Annotated in this window: 14 protein-coding genes; 9 read left to right on the plus strand and 5 right to left on the minus strand. The window is 59.4% G+C overall.

What is annotated here, in order from left to right:
- Positions 1-18 precede the first annotated feature (18 nt).
- On the minus strand, positions 19-2,244 hold the full coding sequence (locus AC1RR7_RS01765; RefSeq protein WP_273539951.1) for an NADP-dependent isocitrate dehydrogenase: 2,226 nt from the start codon (positions 2,242-2,244) through the stop codon (positions 19-21).
- 481 nt (positions 2,245-2,725) lie between these two features.
- On the opposite strand from AC1RR7_RS01765, the gene icd reads away from it, so the two are divergent.
- Positions 2,726-3,982 carry an NADP-dependent isocitrate dehydrogenase gene (gene icd / locus AC1RR7_RS01770; RefSeq protein ID WP_457380906.1) on the plus strand — a complete coding sequence of 419 codons (1,257 nt, stop codon included), beginning with the start codon at positions 2,726-2,728 and terminating at the stop codon, positions 3,980-3,982.
- Between the two features lie 79 nt (positions 3,983-4,061).
- Here the strand turns inward: icd and AC1RR7_RS01775 are convergent, their stop codons facing one another.
- A complete protein-coding gene (locus AC1RR7_RS01775; protein WP_096822254.1) occupies positions 4,062-4,343 on the minus strand; it encodes a cold shock domain-containing protein in 282 nt (93 codons plus the stop codon).
- Positions 4,344-4,567: 224 nt separating this feature from the next.
- Between AC1RR7_RS01775 and clpS the strand changes: the two genes are divergently transcribed.
- Positions 4,568-4,930, plus strand: coding sequence for an ATP-dependent Clp protease adapter ClpS (gene clpS / locus AC1RR7_RS01780; RefSeq protein ID WP_015094394.1), 363 nt, complete (start codon positions 4,568-4,570; stop codon positions 4,928-4,930).
- A 30-nt stretch (positions 4,931-4,960) separates the two neighbouring features.
- Complete coding sequence (clpA, locus tag AC1RR7_RS01785; protein ID WP_085732141.1) at positions 4,961-7,231, plus strand: ATP-dependent Clp protease ATP-binding subunit ClpA; 2,271 nt, start codon at positions 4,961-4,963, stop codon at positions 7,229-7,231.
- Positions 7,232-8,179: 948 nt separating this feature from the next.
- Here clpA and infA read toward each other — a convergent pair.
- The 3 genes from infA to aat all read right to left on the minus strand — a co-directional run bounded on the left by infA (position 8,180) and on the right by aat (position 9,957).
- Positions 8,180-8,398, minus strand: a complete 219-nt coding sequence (gene infA, locus AC1RR7_RS01790) for a translation initiation factor IF-1 (protein WP_002553999.1) — start codon at positions 8,396-8,398, stop codon at positions 8,180-8,182.
- Between the two features lie 112 nt (positions 8,399-8,510).
- Positions 8,511-9,218, minus strand: a complete 708-nt coding sequence (locus tag AC1RR7_RS01795; RefSeq protein WP_096822650.1) for an arginyltransferase — start codon at positions 9,216-9,218, stop codon at positions 8,511-8,513.
- A 58-nt stretch (positions 9,219-9,276) separates the two neighbouring features.
- On the minus strand, positions 9,277-9,957 hold the full coding sequence (gene aat / locus AC1RR7_RS01800; protein ID WP_102622715.1) for a leucyl/phenylalanyl-tRNA--protein transferase: 681 nt from the start codon (positions 9,955-9,957) through the stop codon (positions 9,277-9,279).
- A gap of 535 nt (positions 9,958-10,492) precedes the next feature.
- On the opposite strand from aat, the gene AC1RR7_RS01805 reads away from it, so the two are divergent.
- The 6 genes from AC1RR7_RS01805 (at position 10,493) to cysG (ending at position 18,012) form a co-directional block, all read left to right on the plus strand.
- Positions 10,493-12,901, plus strand: a complete 2,409-nt coding sequence (locus tag AC1RR7_RS01805; RefSeq protein WP_102622714.1) for a DNA translocase FtsK — start codon at positions 10,493-10,495, stop codon at positions 12,899-12,901.
- Between the two features lie 78 nt (positions 12,902-12,979).
- Positions 12,980-13,600 carry an outer membrane lipoprotein periplasmic chaperone LolA gene (lolA, locus tag AC1RR7_RS01810; RefSeq protein WP_007958184.1) on the plus strand — a complete coding sequence of 207 codons (621 nt, stop codon included), beginning with the start codon at positions 12,980-12,982 and terminating at the stop codon, positions 13,598-13,600.
- Positions 13,601-13,624: 24 nt separating this feature from the next.
- Positions 13,625-14,947, plus strand: a complete 1,323-nt coding sequence (locus AC1RR7_RS01815) for a replication-associated recombination protein A (RefSeq protein ID WP_096822647.1) — start codon at positions 13,625-13,627, stop codon at positions 14,945-14,947.
- Positions 14,947-15,321 (plus strand): fluoride efflux transporter CrcB, encoded by a 375-nt coding sequence (gene crcB / locus AC1RR7_RS01820; RefSeq protein ID WP_096822646.1) that lies wholly within the window; start codon positions 14,947-14,949, stop codon positions 15,319-15,321. The genes AC1RR7_RS01815 and crcB overlap by 1 nt, the downstream gene beginning before the upstream one ends.
- Positions 15,322-15,336: 15 nt before the next feature.
- Positions 15,337-16,617, plus strand: a complete 1,281-nt coding sequence (gene serS, locus AC1RR7_RS01825) for a serine--tRNA ligase (protein ID WP_192558399.1) — start codon at positions 15,337-15,339, stop codon at positions 16,615-16,617.
- Positions 16,618-18,012, plus strand: a complete 1,395-nt coding sequence (gene cysG / locus AC1RR7_RS01830) for a siroheme synthase CysG (protein ID WP_493155861.1) — start codon at positions 16,618-16,620, stop codon at positions 18,010-18,012. It begins immediately after the preceding gene.
- Positions 18,013-18,046 lie beyond the last annotated feature (34 nt).

Here is an 18,046-nt window from a genome sequence, read left to right on the forward strand (position 1 = left end):
GATGTTCCCTTTACAACCTTATACCAGCGCAGCGATGGCCGCGTTGAGGGTTGCGCTTGGGCGCATGGCCTTGCTGATCAGTTCGGCGTTGGCGTGGTAGTAACCGCCGATGTCCACTGGCTTGCCTTGAACGGCGTTGAGCTCGGCAACGATGGTCGCCTCGTTCTCGGTCAGGGTCTTGGCCAGGGTCGCGAACTGCGCTTGCAGTGCAGCGTCTTCGGTTTGGGCGGCCAGGGCTTGTGCCCAGTACATTGCCAGGTAGAAGTGGCTGCCGCGGTTGTCGATGTTGCCGACTTTGCGCGATGGCGACTTGTTGTTGTCCAGGAACTGGCCAGTGGCCTGGTCCAGGGTCTTGGACAGAACCAGCGCTTTCGGGTTGTTGTAGTTCACACCCAGGTGCTCGAGAGAAGCGGCCAGGGCCAGGAATTCACCCAGCGAATCCCAGCGCAGGAAGTTCTCTTCGACCAGTTGCTGCACGTGCTTCGGAGCCGAACCGCCAGCGCCGGTTTCGAACAGGCCACCGCCGTTCATCAGCGGCACGATCGACAGCATCTTGGCGCTGGTGCCCAGTTCCATGATCGGGAACAGGTCGGTCAGGTAGTCACGCAGTACGTTGCCGGTCACCGAAATGGTGTCCTTGCCGTCGCGGGTGCGCTGCAGGGTGTACTTCATTGCGTCGACCGGCGCCATGATCTGGATGTCCAGACCGGCGGTGTCGTGATTCTTCAGGTAAGCCTGAACCTTCTCGATCACCACGCCATCGTGGGCGCGCATCGGGTCCAGCCAGAAAATGGCCGGAGTGCTGCTTGCGCGAGCACGGTTGACGGCCAGTTTGACCCAGTCCTGGATCGGCGCGTCTTTGGTCTGGCACATGCGGAAGATGTCGCCGGCTTCAACAGCCTGTTCCATCAGCAGGGTGCCTTTGCTGTCGGTCACGCGAACCACGCCATCGGCCTTGATCTGGAAGGTCTTGTCGTGGGAGCCGTACTCTTCGGCCTTCTTAGCCATCAGGCCAACGTTTGGCACGCTGCCCATGGTGGTCGGATCGAAAGCACCATTGGCTTTGCAATCTTCGATCACGGCCTGGTAGATGGTGGCGTAGCAACGATCCGGGATCACAGCCTTGGTGTCGTGCAACTGGCCGTCAGTGCCCCACATCTTGCCGGAGTCACGGATCATGGCCGGCATCGAGGCGTCGACGATAACGTCGCTCGGCACGTGCAGGTTGGTGATGCCTTTGTCGGAGTTGACCATCGCCAGCGACGGACGAGCGGCGTAGACCGCTTGAATGTCAGTTTCGATCTGAGCTTGTTGCTCGGCCGGCAGCGCTTTGATGCGGGCGTACAGGTCGCCGATGCCGTTGTTCAGGTTGAAGCCGATCTCGGCCAGCACGTCGGCGTGCTTGGTCAGGGCGTCTTTGTAGAACTCGGCAACGATCTGGCCGAACATGATCGGGTCGGAGACCTTCATCATGGTGGCTTTCAGGTGAACCGACAGCAGCACGCCTTGTTGCTTGGCGCTGTCGATTTCAGCGGCTATGAACGCGCGCAGGGCCTTTTTGCTCATTACGGAGCAGTCGAGGATCTCGCCCGCTTGAACGGTGGTTTTTTCTTTCAGGACGGTCGCGGTGCCGTCTTTGGCGATCAGTTCGATCTTCACGGCGTCAGCGGCGTCGATCAGGGCGGCTTTTTCGCTGCCGTAGAAATCGCCGGTGCTCATGTGAGCGACGTGGGACTTGGAGTCTTTGGCCCAGGCGCCCATTTTGTGCGGGTGCTTGCGAGCGTAGTTCTTGACCGACAGCGGAGCACGACGGTCGGAGTTGCCTTCACGCAGAACCGGGTTCACGGCGCTGCCCTTGACCTTGTCGTAACGCGCCTTGGTGTCTTTGTCGGCGTCGCTGGTCACGGTTTCCGGGTAGTCCGGCAGGTTGTAGCCCTGGGCTTGCAGCTCTTTGATAGCGGCTTGCAGTTGCGGAGCCGAGGCGCTGATGTTCGGCAGCTTGATGATGTTGGCTTCAGGCGTAACGGCCAGGTCGCCCAGTTCGGCGAGGTGGTCGGCTACGGCTTTGTCGCCCAGTTGCTCGGGGAAGCTGGCCAGAATACGTGCTGCAAGAGAGATATCGCGGGTTTCCACGGCGATATCGGCCGAGGCGGTGTAAGCCTCGATGATCGGCAGCAGGGAATAGGTGGCGAGGGCTGGAGCTTCGTCGGTGAAGGTATAGATGATCTTCGAGCGGGTGGGCATATTCGGATTAACTCTCTCTTCTTTGCTAAAGCGTGCGCAGAAACTCGAGGGGCGCCGGGTAAGCGCGTTCGTTCAAAGTCATCCATGAACCGAATGTCGAGATTCTTCGCGGTGATGTTGGGTGCATCAGTAGAGCGTCAAGCAGTCGGACTGCGGTAACAGTTCAACCAATCAGGCGGAAAGTCTCGTGCTAGAGAGGCCAGCCGTCGTGACCCTTTGGTCAGCGGGCGGCATTATACATAGGTAGCTGGCAATCTGCCGATGGTTCATATGCAACGATTCTCGTCCATTGGTCTAAAGGTCGCAGGCCGGGGTGGGGCGTAGAGTCGCCGTGAATGCTTGAGATTGGCGCTTTTCCCTTTGCTTTCAGGCTTGTACGAAACGAGATGTGGCCGCGCCCGGAACAGAGGGTTTGCGTGTTGATTCAACTGGGTTACGCTCGAACCAAGCCAGATGTTCAATCCAAACAATGGAGTTCAGCATGGGTTACAAGAAGATTCAGGTTCCAGCCGTCGGCGACAAAATCACCGTCAACGCAGACCATTCTCTCAATGTCCCTGATAACCCGATCATTCCCTTCATTGAAGGTGACGGCATTGGCGTCGACGTCAGCCCTGTGATGATCAAAGTGGTTGATGCTGCCGTGGCCAAGGCCTACGGGGGCAAGCGCAAGATTTCCTGGATGGAGGTTTATGCTGGCGAAAAGGCAACTCAAGTCTATGACCAGGACACCTGGCTGCCCCAGGAAACCCTGGACGCCGTCAAGGATTACGTCGTTTCCATCAAGGGCCCGCTGACCACCCCGGTCGGTGGCGGCATCCGCTCCCTCAACGTTGCCCTGCGTCAGCAACTCGATCTCTATGTCTGCCTGCGCCCTGTGGTGTGGTTCGAAGGCGTACCGAGCCCGGTGAAAAAGCCTGGCGACGTCGATATGGTGATCTTCCGCGAGAACTCCGAAGACATCTATGCCGGTATCGAATGGAAGGCCGGCTCTCCTGAAGCCACCAAGGTCATCAAGTTCCTGAAAGAAGAAATGGGCGTCACCAAGATCCGTTTTGACCAGGATTGCGGTATTGGCATCAAGCCTGTTTCGAAAGAAGGCACCAAACGTCTGGTGCGCAAGGCCCTGCAATACGTGGTGGACAACGACCGCAAGTCGCTGACCATCGTGCACAAGGGCAACATCATGAAATTCACCGAAGGTGCCTTCAAGGACTGGGGCTACGAAGTGGCGCGGGATGAATTCGGCGCCGAGCTGCTGGATGGCGGCCCGTGGATGAAATTCAAGAACCCGAAAACCGGCCGCGAAGTCATCGTCAAGGATGCCATCGCCGACGCCATGCTCCAGCAGATCCTGCTGCGTCCGGCCGAATACGATGTGATCGCCACCCTCAACCTCAATGGTGACTACCTGTCCGACGCCCTGGCGGCGGAAGTGGGCGGTATCGGTATCGCGCCGGGTGCCAACCTGTCCGACACCGTGGCCATGTTCGAGGCGACCCACGGTACCGCGCCGAAATATGCCGGCAAGGACCAGGTCAACCCGGGTTCGGTGATTCTGTCGGCCGAGATGATGTTGCGCCACCTGGGCTGGACCGAGGCGGCTGACCTGATCATCAAGGGCACCAATGGCGCGATCAAGGCCAAGACCGTGACCTACGACTTCGAACGTCTGATGGAAGGCGCCACGCTGGTGTCTTCTTCGGGCTTCGGTGAGGCGATCATCAAACACATGTAAGAAAGACCGCTGCAACGAAACCGCCCGACTCGAGTGATCGAGCCGGGCGGTTTGTTTTCTGGCAGGTGTTCTGGTCGCTTCAGCTGGTCACTGATTGATGCTGCGCGGCGGCCGAGACGGTATCTTTCGCAGGCTCGGCATTCTGAATTTTTGTGGCGTGCAGCCCTTTGGGGCCTTGCACGATATCGAATTTGACGATTTGCCCGGCTTTGAGGGTTTTGTACCCGTCCATCTCAATGGCGGAGTAGTGTGCAAAGAAATCGATTTCCTTGCCGTCCTCGTCCTTCCCCTCGCGGGATTCGGTATTGATGAAACCGAACCCCTTGGCATTGTTGAACCATTTCACCTTGCCGACAGCCATGCTCAAATCCCTCTGCAACAGTCTCCATCGCTGGAGTATCATCCAATTCATCCGCAGTCGAATCCGTTAAAAAGATTGACTCCGCGGATCTTTTTTACCCACTGTGGGTTCTATTGGTTGTAACACCGTTTTCCCGATAGTCAAGGTGACCGGGCAGTCGGAGTTGAAAACGTGTCAAGCCGCCCCCACCACTGTATTTGCACAACTGACGAACCTTTCTTTCCATGCATGCAATCAGCCAGATTCGACTAACATTCAATCAGGATCGCCCTGATTTACACGACGACGATTCAGCGGGTATTGCTGTTCAGGAAGCAAAGCCTGCGTTACAGGCGCCGCCGATGTACAAGGTGGTTTTGTTTAATGATGACTACACACCGATGGATTTCGTCGTCGAAGTGCTCGAGGTGTTTTTTAACCTGAATCGCGAGCTGGCGACCAAGGTCATGCTGGCCGTCCATACAGAAGGACGGGCAGTATGTGGAGTGTTTACCCGCGACATCGCCGAGACAAAGGCCATGCAGGTCAACCAGTACGCCAGGGAAAGCCAGCATCCGCTACTCTGTGAAATCGAGAAGGACGGTTAATCGCCGACCACTTGGGTATGAGGTGAAGCTATGTTAAACCGCGAGCTCGAAGTCACCCTCAATCTTGCCTTCAAGGAGGCACGTTCGAAGCGTCATGAGTTCATGACCGTCGAACACCTGCTGCTGGCCCTATTGGACAATGAGGCTGCCGCCACCGTATTGCGTGCCTGCGGCGCAAACCTCGACAAACTCAAGCACGACCTGCAGGAGTTCATCGACTCCACCACGCCGCTGATCCCCGTCCATGACGAAGATCGCGAAACCCAGCCAACCCTGGGCTTCCAGCGTGTGCTGCAACGTGCTGTCTTTCATGTGCAGAGCTCGGGCAAACGCGAAGTGACCGGCGCCAACGTGCTGGTTGCAATCTTCAGTGAGCAAGAGAGTCAGGCGGTGTTCCTGCTGAAACAGCAGAGCGTTGCACGCATTGATGTCGTCAACTATATCGCCCATGGCATTTCCAAGGTGCCGGGGCATGGCGATCACTCTGAAGGTGAACAAGATATGCAGGACGACGAGGGCGGTGAGTCTTCTTCTTCAGGCAATCCGCTGGATGCTTATGCCAGCAACCTCAACGAACTCGCACGCCAGGGCCGGATCGATCCGCTGGTCGGGCGTGAAACGGAAGTCGAGCGTGTCGCGCAGATTCTCGCGCGTCGTCGCAAGAACAATCCGCTGCTGGTAGGCGAGGCGGGCGTGGGTAAAACCGCGATTGCCGAAGGCCTTGCCAAGCGCATTGTCGACAACCAGGTGCCGGACCTGCTGGCCAACAGCGTCGTTTATTCCCTTGATCTGGGCGCCTTGCTCGCAGGCACCAAGTATCGCGGTGATTTCGAGAAGCGCTTCAAGGCGTTGCTCAACGAACTGAAAAAACGTCCGCAGGCGATCCTGTTCATCGACGAGATCCACACCATTATCGGTGCGGGTGCCGCGTCGGGTGGCGTCATGGATGCCTCGAACCTGCTCAAGCCGCTGCTGTCGTCTGGCGACATTCGTTGCATCGGTTCGACTACGTTCCAGGAGTTCCGCGGCATCTTCGAGAAAGACCGTGCTCTGGCACGTCGCTTCCAGAAGGTCGATGTGGTCGAGCCATCGGTGGAAGACACCATAGGTATCCTGCGCGGCCTGAAAGGGCGTTTCGAGCAGCACCACAACATCGAATACAGCGATGAGTCGTTGCGCGCCGCTGCAGAACTGGCTTCGCGCTACATCAATGATCGGCATATGCCGGACAAGGCCATCGATGTGATCGACGAGGCGGGCGCCTATCAGCGTCTGCAACCGGTCGAGAAGCGTGTGAAACGCATCGAAGTGCCGCAGGTCGAGGACATCGTGGCGAAGATCGCGCGGATTCCGCCGAAGCACGTCACCAGTTCCGACAAGGAACTGCTGCGTAACCTCGAGCGCGACCTGAAGCTGACGGTGTTTGGTCAGGACGCGGCGATCGATTCGCTGTCGACTGCGATCAAACTGTCCCGTGCCGGCCTCAAGTCGCCGGACAAACCAGTCGGTTCGTTCCTGTTCGCCGGGCCTACCGGTGTCGGTAAAACCGAGGCTGCGCGCCAATTGGCCAAGGCTCTTGGGATTGAACTGGTTCGCTTCGACATGTCCGAGTACATGGAGCGCCACACCGTATCGCGTCTGATCGGTGCGCCTCCGGGTTATGTCGGTTTCGACCAGGGCGGTCTGCTGACCGAAGCGATCACCAAGCAGCCGCATTGCGTGTTGCTGCTCGACGAAATCGAGAAGGCGCATCCGGAAGTCTTCAACCTGCTGCTGCAGGTGATGGACCACGGCACGCTGACCGATAACAACGGGCGCAAGGCGGACTTCCGCAATGTGATCGTGATCATGACCACCAATGCCGGTGCTGAAACGGCGGCGCGTGCTTCGATCGGTTTCACCCATCAGGATCATTCGTCCGATGCGATGGAAGTGATCAAGAAGAGCTTCACGCCGGAATTCCGCAACCGTCTGGATACCATCATTCAGTTTGGTCGCCTCAGTCATGAGGTCATCAAAAGCGTGGTGGACAAGTTCCTCACCGAACTTCAGGCGCAGCTGGAAGACAAGCGTGTGCTTCTGGAAGTTACCGATGCGGCGCGCAGTTGGCTGGCGGCTGGTGGTTACGATTCGGCCATGGGCGCTCGTCCGATGGCGCGTCTGATCCAGGACAAGATCAAGCGTCCGCTGGCGGAGGAGATTCTGTTTGGCGAGCTGGCCGAGCATGGCGGTGTGGTTCACATCGACATCAAGGATGGTGAGCTGACGTTTGACTTCGAGACTACGGCGGAAATGGCCTGACGACTGTGAAGTGAAAAGGCGCCTTCGGGCGCCTTTTTGTTGTCTGTTTGTTTGGTGTGAATATCCGTTGCTGCGGTTATGGCCGCTTAGGGTTCCGCCCTTACGGCGGGTCACTTTTGGCAAACGCCCCAAAAGTAACCAAAAGGTCTATGCCCTGACGTTCGGCCCTCGCTGTGGCTCGGGTTCCTTCGCTCCGGGATTGATCCGGGGGCATCGCCTACGGTTTGCTTCGCTGCACCTCCTCTCGATGCATGCGGCTGCGCCGCACGGTCGCTGCGCTCCCACCCCCGGATCAATCCCTCCACTCAGCCTGCCGACGGGCCCTGCGATCAAAAGCTTTACTCGAGCTAACGCTCATCGTGGTGAGTGGTGAGGAGTACGGCGTGTTCGGCTTAGGTTTTGTGGTGGGATTACCCCTCACCCCAGCCCTCTCCCCGAGGAGAGGGAGCCGATTTTTGTGCTTTTCAAAGCCTGAGTTCGACTCGGTATTTCACGTCGGCGCAATTCTCCCAAACAACTCGGTCGGTTCCCTCTCCCTCCGGGAGAGGGCTAGGGTGAGGGGATCTTGATCTGGCTTCTGCTCTGGCTCTGGCTTTTGATCTTTAGCCCCTTCGGCAGGCCGAGCGGAGGTGTCCATCAGGGGGTAGGCGCGCAGCGCCGTGCGGCGTAGCCGCATACATCGAGAGGAGGTGCAGCGAAGCAAACCGTAGGCGATGCCCCCTGATGGACACCGTAGCGAGGGAACACTGAGCCTAGGCGAAGTGCCGTACGCCGGGGGCCAAGCCTTTTGCTTACTTTTCGGCGTTTGGAAAAGTGAGTCGCTGTAAGAGCGAAACCCTAAGAAGCCGTTACCGCAGCAACGGATATTCACTCAAAACCAACAAACCCATCAAATCCCAGACAAACAAAAACGCCCGGCATTAAGCCGGGCGTCTTGTATTGACTTGATTAGCGAGCGCGGTAAGTGATGCGCCCTTTGCTCAAGTCATAGGGCGTCAGCTCGACGCGCACTTTGTCACCGGTAAGAATACGAATGTAGTTCTTGCGCATCTTGCCGGAGATATGCGCGGTTACGACGTGCCCATTTTCCAACTCCACACGAAACATGGTGTTGGGCAGGGTGTCGACGACAGTGCCTTCCATTTCGAAGCTGTCTTCTTTCGACATGCAGTAAAGCCCTCGGTGTCCAATGAATGGCCCGGTGCAACTGCGCCAGGCAAAAGCGGCGTGCATTGTGCCCGAAAAATGGGGTTTACGCCAAGGGGTTTAGGGCTTGCATTCAGTTCAGGATGACCCAGCGCTGATTAATCAGCAGTTCGATCGGTCGATATTGGGTCTTGTAGTTCATCTTTTTGCAGTTTTTGATCCAGTAACCCAGGTACACCGCCTCGAGCCCCAGTCGCTGGGCCTCGCCGATCTGCCAGAGGATGGCGTAGCGCCCTAGGCTGCGGCGCTCTTCCTCTGGTTCGTAAAAGGTGTAGACCGCCGACAGACCGTTAGGCAGCAGATCGGTGACGGCGACCGCCAGCAACCGTCCGTCGAGCCGGAACTCGTAGAAGCGTGAGAAGGGCAGGTCGCGAACCAGAAAAGTCGAGAATTGATCACGGCTCGGCGGGTACATATCGCCGTCGGCATGGCGTTGTTCGATGTAACGCTGATAAAGATCGAAATATTCTTCGCTGAAACCAGGCTTGACCGGGCGCACCTGCAAGTCGGCATTGCGTTTGAAAATGCGTTTTTGCTGCCGATTGGGGTTGAACTGCGCCACCGGAATGCGCGCAGGCACGCAGGCATTGCAGTTCTGGCAATGCGGGCGGTACAGGTGATCGCCGCTGCGACGAAAGCCCATTTCCGACAGGTCTGCGTAGACATGCACATCCATGGGCTGGCTCGGGTCGAGAAACAGGGTCGTGGCCTGCTCCTCGGGCAGATAACTGCAAGAGTGAGGCTGAGTGGCATAAAACTTCAACCGCGCCAACTCGGTCATGATCAACCCTCGGGGGTAAGCTGGTGAATTAAGTGTAAGCCACGCGCGCAAAAGTCGCTCAGCAAACCCAGGTGGCAAGGTTGGGTTGATCGAGGTGCCGGGCCAGATATTCGGCAAATGCGGGGCGGGAGATCGCCCGGGCACCGAGGCTGTGCAGATGATCGGTAGGCATCTGGCAGTCGATCAGCACGAAACCCGAGTCTTTCAAGTGTCGCACCAGGGTGGCAAAACCGTACTTGGAGGCGTTGTCGGCGCGACTGAACATCGACTCGCCAAAAAACAGTTGCCCCATCGCCAGGCCGTAGAGTCCGCCGACCAGTTCGCCCTGGTCCCACACTTCTACCGAATGGGCGAAGCCGCGCTGGTGCAGTTCGACATAGGCGTCCTGCATGGCCTGGGTGATCCAGGTGCCATCGGCGTAATCCCGTGGCGCGGCGCAGGCACGAATGACCGCCTCGAAATCCTGATCGAAGGTCACTTGATAGCGTTGCTGGCGCAGCAATTTACCGAGGCTGCGCGAGACATGCAGTTCGTCGGGAAACAACACGGTGCGCGGATCCGGCGACCACCAGAGGATGGGCTGGCCTTCGGAGAACCACGGAAAGCAGCCATGGCGATAGGCCTGGATCAAGCGATCGGCGGACAGGTCGCCGCCGGCCGCCAGCAATCCGTTGGGATCGCGCATGGCCTTTTCCAGTGGCGGGAAAGTCAGTGAATTGCGTTGTAACCAAGTCAGCATGGCGTCCAGGCTTGCAGAAGGGGAGGGCAGTAGGCGGTGAGGCCCGTTACAAAGTGTGCCGGTAAAAAGCGCGAATGTCCCCCCGAACCTGTTCGAAGATTGCACGGCTGCAACTTGGTCGGGTGGACGCGGTCGTAGACGGGCGTCGGGGGCGAATGTGCACGGTGTCCGGGAAGGCGTCGAGTGGGGGCATTTGGCCGTCATGAGCAATCAGAGGTAGATGCTTCGCTACGTTCATCAAATACACCTCATAAGCCTTTGTCACAAAAGACAATGCATGCTCAAATTGCGTCGCAGGTTTTGTCTGCTTGGCTATGCTTGAAGCTGGGGCTCGAAGCATGGCATCGCACGCGCAAACCCGTACAATGCCGGGCTGTTACAGAATATTCGCAGCGAGCCGTGTTTATAAAACACGGGGCGCAGTGTTAAAAGTAGTCTCAGTTGTGCCCGTCAATTTTTTTACCTGCCTGGATTGGGCAGTTTTTTATTGTCATTCAATAGATGGACGCGCCTCTGGCGCAGGAAAAGAAGCGTTTTGAAGAAATCCACCGCAGCACCAAAAACAGTCGTCCCGCTCTGGCGCCAGCAATTGCACTACCGACTCAAGGAAGGTGCATTGATCGCCATCGGTGCCTTGTGCCTGTTCCTGATGATGGCCTTGCTGACTTACGGCAAGGACGATCCGGGCTGGAGCCACAACAGCAAGATCGACGACGTGCAGAATTTCGGCGGCCCGGCGGGCTCCTACAGCGCCGACATCCTGTTCATGGTGCTGGGTTACTTCGCGTACATCTTCCCGTTGCTGCTGGCGATCAAGGCGTATCAGATCTTCCGTCAGCGCCACGAACCCTGGCAGTGGAGCGGCTGGCTGTTCTCCTGGCGCCTGATCGGCCTGGTGTTTCTGGTGCTGTCCGGCGCTGCGCTGGCGCACATTCATTTCCATGCGGCCACCGCGTTGCCGGCCGGTGCGGGTGGCGCGCTGGGTGAAAGCCTCGGTGATCTGGCCCGCAACGCCCTGAACATTCAGGGCAGCACATTGCTGTTCATCGCGCTGTTCCTGTTCGGCCTGACCGTATTCACCGACCTGTCGTGGTTCAAGGTGATGGACGTTACTGGCAAGATCACCCTCGACCTGTTCGAACTGTTCCAGGGCGCGGTCAACCGCTGGTGGTCGGCGCGGACCGAACGCAAGCAACTGGTCGCGCAATTGCGTGAAGTCGATGACCGGGTGCACGACGTGGTCGCCCCGACAGTCACCGACAAGCGCGAGCAGGCCAAGGTCAAGGAACGTCTGATCGAGCGTGAACAGGCCCTGAGCAAGCACATGTCCGAGCGCGAGAAACAGGTTCCGCCGGTCATCGCTCCGGCCCCGGTCAAGGCGCCAGAGCCAAGCAAGCGCGTGCAGAAAGAGAAGCAGGCGCCGCTGTTCGTCGACAGTGCCGTGGAAGGCACCTTGCCACCGATCTCGATTCTCGATCCTGCGGAAAAGAAACAGCTCAACTACTCGCCCGAGTCCCTGGCGGCGGTCGGCCACTTGCTGGAGATCAAGCTCAAGGAGTTCGGCGTCGAAGTCACTGTGGATTCGATCCATCCCGGCCCGGTCATTACCCGTTACGAAATCCAGCCAGCCGCTGGCGTCAAGGTCAGCCGTATCGCCAACCTGGCCAAAGACCTTGCACGTTCGCTGGCCGTGACCAGCGTGCGGGTGGTCGAGGTGATTCCGGGCAAGACCACGGTCGGTATCGAGATTCCCAACGAAGACCGCCAGATCGTGCGTTTCTCCGAAGTGCTGTCGACCCCTGAGTACGACAACTTCAAGTCGCCGGTCACCCTGGCCCTGGGCCACGACATCGGCGGCAAGCCGGTCATTACTGACCTGGCGAAGATGCCTCACTTGCTGGTGGCCGGTACGACCGGTTCCGGTAAGTCGGTAGGCGTGAACGCGATGATCCTGTCGATCCTGTTCAAGTCCGGCCCGGAAGACGCCAAGCTGATCATGATCGACCCGAAGATGTTGGAACTGTCGATCTACGAAGGCATTCCGCATCTGCTGTGCCCGGTCGTGACCGACATGAAGGACGCCGCCAACGCCCTGCGCTGGAGCGTTGCTGAGATGGAACGTCGCTACAAGCTGATGGCGAAGATGGGCGTGCGAAACCTGTCCGGCTTCAACGCCAAGGTCAAGGAAGCCCAGGACGCCGGCGAGCCGCTGAGCGATCCGCTGTACAAGCGCGAAAGCATCCACGACGAAGCGCCGCTGTTGCAAAAGCTGCCGACCATCGTTGTGGTCGTGGACGAATTCGCCGACATGATGATGATCGTCGGCAAGAAGGTTGAAGAACTGATCGCCCGTATCGCCCAGAAAGCGCGGGCCGCCGGTATCCACCTGATCCTTGCGACCCAGCGTCCGTCGGTGGACGTGATCACCGGTCTGATCAAGGCCAACATCCCGACGCGGATGGCGTTCCAGGTATCGAGCAAGATCGACTCCCGGACCATCATCGATCAGGGTGGTGCCGAACAACTGCTTGGCCACGGTGACATGCTCTACATGCCGCCGGGCACCAGCCTGCCTATCCGGGTTCACGGCGCCTTCGTGTCCGACGATGAAGTTCACCGGGTGGTGGAAGCCTGGAAGCTGCGCGGTGCGCCGGAATACAACGACGACATCCTCAACGGTGTCGAAGAGGCGGGCAGTGGTTTCGAAGGCAGTAGCGGCGGCGGTGACGGCGATGATCCGGAAGCCGACGCGCTGTACGACGAAGCCGTGCAGTTTGTACTGGAAAGCCGCCGCGCCTCCATCTCCGCTGTACAGCGCAAGCTGAAGATCGGTTACAACCGTGCCGCGCGCATGATCGAAGCCATGGAAATGGCCGGGGTCGTGACGTCCATGAACACCAACGGTTCCCGCGAAGTTCTGGCCCCTGGCCCGGTGCGCGACTGATTCGATACCCTGATTCACATGCAAAGGACGGTGCATGAAGCGCCGTCCACTTTCCCACGAGTATTCAAGAGGACTCCCATGCGTCTTATCCGCATGCTGCTGCCAGTACTGGCTCTGACCACCCTCACGGCTCACGCCGATGACAAGGATGTGGCACGCCTGACCCAATTGCTGGAAACATCCAAGACCCTGACCGCGAACTTCTCCCAGCTCACTCTCGACGGCAGCGGCACCCAGTTGCAGGAAACCACCGGCGACATGACCCTGCAGCGTCCGGGCCTGTTCTACTGGCACACCAATGCCCCCGCCGAGCAGACCATGGTGTCCGACGGCAAGAAAGTCACCCTGTGGGACCCGGACCTGGAACAGGCCACCATCAAGAAGCTCGATGAGCGCCTGACCCAGACCCCGGCCCTGTTGCTGTCCGGTGACGTATCGAAGATCAGCCAGAGCTTCGATATCAGCGCCAAGGAAGCCGGTGGCGTGATCGACTTCACCCTGAAGCCGAAAACCAAGGACACCCTGTTCGACAGCCTGCGTCTGTCGTTCCGCAACGGTCTGGTCAATGACATGCAACTGATCGACAGCGTCGGCCAGCGCACCAACATCCTGTTCACCGGGGTGAAGGCCAACGAAGCGGTCCCGGCCTCGAAGTTCAAGTTCGACATCCCGAAGGGTGCCGATGTGATCCAGGAATAAACACAGAGGTTTCAACGGTACGTGATGGATCTGTTTCGCAGTGCACCGATTGCCCAGCCGCTGGCCGCCCGTTTGCGGGCGACCAATCTGGATGAGTACGTCGGTCAGGAACACGTGCTCGCTCGCGGCAAACCACTGCGCGAAGCGCTGGAGCAGGGTGCCCTGCATTCGATGATCTTCTGGGGCCCGCCGGGCGTGGGCAAGACCACCCTGGCGCGGCTGCTGGCGGAAGTCTCGGATGCGCACTTCGAAACGGTTTCGGCCGTATTGGCCGGGGTAAAAGAGATCCGTCAGGCGGTGGAAATCGCCAAGCAGCAGGCCGGCCAGTACGGCAAGCGCACGATCCTGTTTGTCGACGAAGTTCACCGCTTCAACAAGTCCCAGCAGGACGCTTTTCTGCCTTACGTTGAAGACGGCACGCTGATCTTCATCGGGGCGACCACCGAAAACCCCTCCTTCGAATTGAACAACGCGCTGCTGTCGCGGGCCCGGGTCTACGTACTCAAGAGCCTCGACGAGGCGGCGTTGCGCAAACTGGTGCACCGCGCACTCACCGAAGAACGCGGCCTGGGCAAGCGCAATCTGACCCTCAGCGATGAAGGCTTCCAGATGCTGCTGTCCGCCGCCGACGGCGATGGCCGGCGCTTGCTCAACTTGCTGGAAAACGCCTCGGACCTGGCCGAAGACAACAGCGAAATGGGCACTGATTTGCTGCAAAGCCTGCTCGGCGACACGCGTCGTCGTTTCGACAAGGGCGGCGAAGCGTTCTACGACCAGATTTCCGCGCTGCACAAGTCGGTACGCGGCTCCAATCCGGACGGCGCGTTGTACTGGTTTGCGCGGATGATCGACGGTGGCTGCGATCCGCTATATCTGGCCCGCCGCGTGGTGCGCATGGCTAGCGAAGACATCGGCAATGCTGACCCGCGCGCCCTGAGTCTGTGCCTGGCGGCGTGGGAAGTGCAGGAGCGACTTGGCAGCCCGGAAGGTGAGTTGGCAGTGGCTCAAGCTATTACGTATCTGGCTTGCGCGCCGAAAAGCAACGCGGTGTACATGGGCTTCAAGACCGCATTGCGGGCCGCTGCCGAACATGGCTCGCTGGAAGTGCCGCTGCACCTGCGCAACGCACCGACCAAGTTGATGAAACAATTGGGTTATGGCGACGAATACCGCTATGCCCACGATGAACCGGACGCCTACGCGGCCGGCGAAGACTACTTTCCGGAAGAGCTCGACCCCATCCCGTTCTACCAACCGGTGCCCCGTGGCCTGGAACTGAAGATTGGCGAGAAGCTCAACCACCTCGCCAAACTCGATCGTTTAAGCCCCCGGCAGCGGAGAAAATAGTGATTCGAACGATTCTTGCGGTGTCCGTGGCGGGCATCGCTGGTACATTACTGCGTTTCGCGGCTGGCAATTGGGTCAGCGCCAATTGGCCCCGGCATTTCTATGCGGCAACGCTGGCGGTCAATCTGGTCGGCTGTCTGATCATCGGCCTGCTGTACGGACTGTTTTTGACCCGGCCGGAAGTGCCGATCGAAATCCGCGCCGGTCTGATCGTCGGTTTTGTCGGCGGTCTGACGACGTTTTCATCCTTTTCACTGGATACGCTGCGTTTGCTGGAAAGCGGACAGGCCCTGATAGCCTTCGGTTATCTGGGCATCAGCGTGTTCGGCGGCCTGCTCGCGACCTGGGCTGGCCTGACTTTGACCAAACTTTGATAACGAGAAACCGACATGCTCGATTCCAAACTGTTACGTAGCAACCTCCAGGACGTAGCGGACCGCCTGGCTTCCCGTGGCTTTGCCCTGGATGTCGCGCGCATCGAAGCGCTGGAAGAACAGCGCAAGACCGTCCAGACCCGCACCGAAGCACTGCAGGCTGAGCGTAATGCGCGTTCCAAATCCATCGGTCAGGCCAAGCAGCGCGGTGAAGACATCGCGCCGTTGATGGCGGACGTCGAGCGCATGGCGGGCGAACTGAGCGCCGGTAAAGTCGAGCTGGACGCGATCCAGACCGAACTGGATTCGATCCTGCTGGGCATTCCGAACCTGCCGCACGAATCGGTACCGGTTGGCGAAGACGAAGACGGCAACGTCGAAGTCCGCCGCTGGGGCACTCCGACGGCCTTCGATTTCCCGGTTCAGGATCACGTGGCCCTGGGCGAGAAGTTCGGCTGGCTCGACTTCGAAACCGCCGCCAAGCTGTCCGGTGCGCGTTTCGCGCTGCTGCGTGGCCCGATTGCCCGTCTGCACCGCGCACTGGCGCAGTTCATGATCAACCTGCACGTCACCGAGCACGGCTACGAAGAGGCCTATACGCCTTATCTGGTTCAGGCCCCGGCGCTGCAAGGCACCGGTCAACTGCCGAAATTCGAAGAAGACCTGTTCAAGATCGCTCGCGAAGGCGAAGCCGATCTGTACCTGATCCCGACCGCCGAAGTGTCGCTGACCAACATCGTCGCCGGTGAAATCGTCGATTCGAAACAGCTGCCGATCAAGTTCGTCGCCCACACCCCGTGCTTCCGTAGCGAAGCCGGTGCGTCGGGTCGTGACACTCGCGGCATGATCCGCCAGCACCAGTTCGACAAGGTCGAGATGGTGCAGATCGTCGAGCCGTCGACGTCGATGGACGCGCTGGAAAGCCTGACTGCCAACGCCGAGAAAGTCCTGCAACTGCTGGGTCTGCCTTACCGTACCCTGGCGCTGTGCACCGGCGACATGGGCTTCAGCGCGGTCAAGACTTACGACCTGGAAGTGTGGATCCCGAGCCAGGACAAATACCGTGAAATCTCGTCGTGCTCCAACTGCGGCGACTTCCAGGCCCGCCGCATGCAGGCGCGTTTCCGCAACCCGGAAACCGGCAAGCCTGAGCTGGTACACACCCTGAACGGTTCTGGTCTGGCGGTCGGTCGTACCCTGGTGGCCGTGCTGGAAAACTACCAGCAGGCCGACGGTTCGATCCGTGTGCCGGACGTGCTGAAGCCGTACATGGGTGGCCTTGAGGTCATCGGCTAAATGAAATATCTGCCGCTGTTTCACAACCTGCGCGGCAGTCGTGTGTTGGTCGTCGGTGGGGGGGAAATTGCCTTGCGCAAATCCCGCCTGCTGGCCGATGCCGGTGCGCTGCTGCGGGTGGTCGCACCTGAAATCGAAGCGCAACTGCGCGAACTGGTTGCCACCAGTGGTGGTGAATGCCGGTTGCGTGGTTACGTAGAAGCGGATCTGGACGGTTGCGGGCTGATCATTGCCGCCACCGACGATGAAGCCTTGAACGCGCAAGTTTCCGCCGATGCTCATCGGCGCTGCGTGCCGGTCAATGTGGTGGATGCGCCGGCGTTGTGCAGCGTGATCTTCCCGGCGATCGTCGACCGTTCGCCGCTGATCATAGCGGTCTCCAGCGGCGGCGATGCGCCGGTGCTGGCTCGACTGATCCGCGCCAAGATCGAAACCTGGATTCCTTCGACCTACGGCCATCTGGCCGGTTTGGCCGCACGTTTTCGCAATCAGGTGAAAAACCTGTTTCCCGATGTGCAGCAGCGTCGTGCCTTCTGGGAAGACGTGTTCCAGGGGCCGATCGCCGACCGGCAGCTGGCCGGGCAGGGCGCTGAAGCCGAACGTCTGTTGCAGGCGAAAATCGATGGCGAAGCGGCCGTGGCCACTGGCGAGGTGTATCTGGTGGGCGCGGGGCCGGGTGATCCGGATCTGCTGACCTTCCGCGCCTTGCGCCTGATGCAGCAAGCCGATGTGGTGCTGTATGACCGTTTGGTCGCTCCGGCGATTCTTGAGCTGTGCCGTCGCGATGCAGAGCGGGTTTACGTCGGCAAGCGTCGCGCCGATCACGCCGTGCCGCAGGATCAGATCAACCAGCAACTGGTGGATCTGGCCAAGGCTGGCAAGCGCGTGGTGCGGTTGAAGGGCGGGGATCCGTTCATCTTCGGCCGTGGCGGCGAGGAGATCGAGGAACTGGCGGCCCATGGCATCCCGTTTCAGGTGGTGCCGGGCATCACCGCGGCCAGCGGTTGCGCGGCGTATGCCGGGATTCCGCTGACCCATCGTGATTACGCGCAGTCGGTGCGTTTCGTCACCGGGCACTTGAAGGACGGTTCCACCGATCTGCCGTGGGCCGACCTTGTCGCGCCGGCGCAAACGCTGGTGTTCTACATGGGCCTGGTGGGGTTGCCGATCATCTGCGAGCAGTTGATCAAGCATGGTCGTGCGGCTGATACCCCGGCAGCGCTGATCCAGCAGGGCACCACGGTCAATCAGCGGGTCTTCACCGGCACGCTGGCCGACCTGCCGCGTCTGGTGGCGGAGCATGAAGTCCATGCGCCGACGCTGGTGATCGTCGGCGAAGTGGTGCAACTGCGCGAGAAACTGGCGTGGTTCGAGGGTGCTCAGGGTCAAATCTGACGACTCTGAAGGGATCGCTCCCACGCTGTGGGAA

The sequence above is a fragment of the Pseudomonas sp. GW821-FHT11G12 genome (assembly GCF_058808055.1).